Origin of the sequence: Shewanella sairae, from assembly GCF_023283535.1 — a bacterium.
Classification (GTDB): domain Bacteria; phylum Pseudomonadota; class Gammaproteobacteria; order Enterobacterales; family Shewanellaceae; genus Shewanella; species Shewanella sairae.
Map to the genome: position 1 here is coordinate 1 of NZ_JAKILT010000138.1, position 2,487 is coordinate 2,487.

The window sequence follows — 2,487 nt, forward strand, 5'->3', positions numbered from 1 at the left end:
TTGGTATCGATAAGCTGACTTACACAGTAGAAGATGGTCATACGCCAGCGCAATTTGCCCATGGTCAAATCACCATCACTATTGAACAACCAGCTGAGCCAAAAATCACGGCGTTATCGATTGATGGCAAGCCAACTATCGGCGATACGTTGACCGCGAACGTCACCTGCGCCACATGTGTTCCTGCTAAGTACCAATACAAGTGGGTGATTAATGGCTTAGTGGCGGGTACGGCATCAACTTACACCTATCAAGCTGCAGATGCTGGATTTAATATTCGATTAGAAGTTAAAGGCATTGATGACTATCAACAAACATCTTCAGCATACAGTGTTTATGGTATTTCAAAGGTTGAACATATTTTTTCTAATAATAATGCCTTCGCAGCATTAAAAACAGACGGTAAAGTTATAACTTGGGGGAAATCAGATCAAGGAGGTGATAGTAATATTGTAGCGAATATGCTTACATCAGGTGTTAAAAATATAACGTCTACAAGATGGGCTTTTTCAGCTTTAAAGAATGATGGCTCTGTTGTTACTTGGGGGAAAACACAACTTAATAACTCAATATTCCCGACTATAAATGATACCGATATTAAAGCTGTTTATGCAACTGATGATGCATTTGCAGCTATCAAAGATAATGGTTCTGTTGTAACTTGGGGAAGCTTCAATTCAGGTGCGGACTCATCTGCAGTTTCAAGTAGATTAACTGAAATATCAACTATTTACTCTAATGTATCAACTTTTGCTGCGCTTAATTTAAATGGTGAAATTATTGCGTGGGGGAATAATAACACTGGTGCTGCTACGGCTCCAAATACTAATGGGGTCGATTTTATAGCTTCAACTAATACAGCCTTTGCAGCATTAAAACATGATGGAAGTGTGGTGTCGTGGGGGGGCTCATCTTCAGGAGGCGATAGTAGTAAAGTGTCATTGCAATTATCAAATGATATTAATACTGTTATGGCTACAACGAGTGCATTCGCAGCTATAAATAATAATGGTGCTGTAATTACATGGGGAAATGCTAATGAAGGAGGAAATAGTGACGCAGTCAAAGGAATGCTTTCCTCTAATGTAAAAATGGTTATTCCTGCATATAGATCATTTGCAGCTATAAAAAGTGATGGCTCGGTTATTACGTGGGGGGATCCATCCCAAGGAGGAGACAGCTCAGCTGTCGCGATGAAAATATCATCTGATGTGAAAGATATAACGTCGACATTTTCAGCGTTTGCAGCTTTAAAAAATAATGGCTCGGTTGTTTCATGGGGAACTCCACAATATGGTGGAAATAGTTTGTCTGTTGCATCAGAATTAATTTCTAATGTTAAACATATTTATTCTAGTACTTATGGTTTTGCAGCTTTAAAAGATAATGGTTCAGTTATAACTTGGGGAAGTGGCATTGATTTAGCTGGTACCCCCCCAATCGGAGGTGATCTATTAGGAAATGTAAAAACCATTTTTACAAATAATTATTGTTTCGCGGCACTTAAAAATGATGGAACTGTTGTAACTTGGGGAATTAAAAGTTTTGGAGCTGATAGTGCAGCAGTACAAAGCAAACTAAACCCTCAGTTATTTTTAATAACTACAGAAATGAATTAAAAACTTAACAACGGTAATATGATAGTTATTTGGCTCTGTTGCAAAGTTGACGAAGGGCTTTGTTGCAATGCTCAAATAACAAGCGACTTTGCATATTAATTAAATTCGGCTTTGTTGCAACGCTCAAATAACACTCAACTAGGTTAACGAAGTGAGTTCGACTAAGATGAACGAACTCACTACCTTCTTAGCAATATTTAACAAATGCCAAACAAGCATAATCATCGCAAACGCCATTACTTCAAGAAGCCCGTTTATCGTATTAGCAATTCTGCGCAATATACGAACTCACTCAGAAATAGAGGTTCTGTCGAAAACTGAGGAACAGGTTTATCATGAACGATGCTCTCTTAACCAACTTCACCAATGCCACTTAACTTTTCTGGACGTCATTTCCCAGCAGATATCATCATGCAAGCCCTACGATATTACTTGGCTTATAAACTGAGTTACCGTGAAATTGAGGAGATATTTGCTGAACGAAATATTCATTTTGACCACTCAACGCTAAACCGTTGGGTTATCAAATATGCGCCGCAACTCGAAGTGATATTCAGAATGAAAAAACTCCGAGTATCAGGGGCGTGGCGAATGGATGAAACCTACATAAAGATTAAAGGTCGCTGGGTTTACTATTATCGCGCCGTGGATAAATACGGCGCTATTATTGATTTTTATTTGAGTGAGACTCGTGATGAACCTGTTGCTTGGTAAGCCCCTAATATCTTAGACACTTAACTGTATTCTCAAAGTACTGCTTTTCGAACTGCACAGGAGTGTAGTGGTCAACTAAAATTGGCCACGATCTTAGAGTTTAACCAGAACCTTCGTTCTGATTCATTGGGCGTCAGCCCGCCGTTATATTGAT

1 protein-coding gene and 1 pseudogene are annotated in these 2,487 nt (G+C 38.8%); both read left to right on the top strand.

Going from position 1 to position 2,487, the window contains the following annotated elements; all coding sequences use genetic code 11:
- On the top strand, positions 1-1,619 hold a 1,619-nt coding region (locus L2748_RS23500), incomplete at its 5' end, for an RCC1 domain-containing protein (RefSeq protein WP_476712908.1).
- A gap of 366 nt (positions 1,620-1,985) precedes the next feature.
- Positions 1,986-2,327, top strand: a pseudogene (locus L2748_RS23505) (IS6 family transposase); the annotation flags it as partial.
- Between the last annotated feature and the right edge of the window lie 160 nt (positions 2,328-2,487).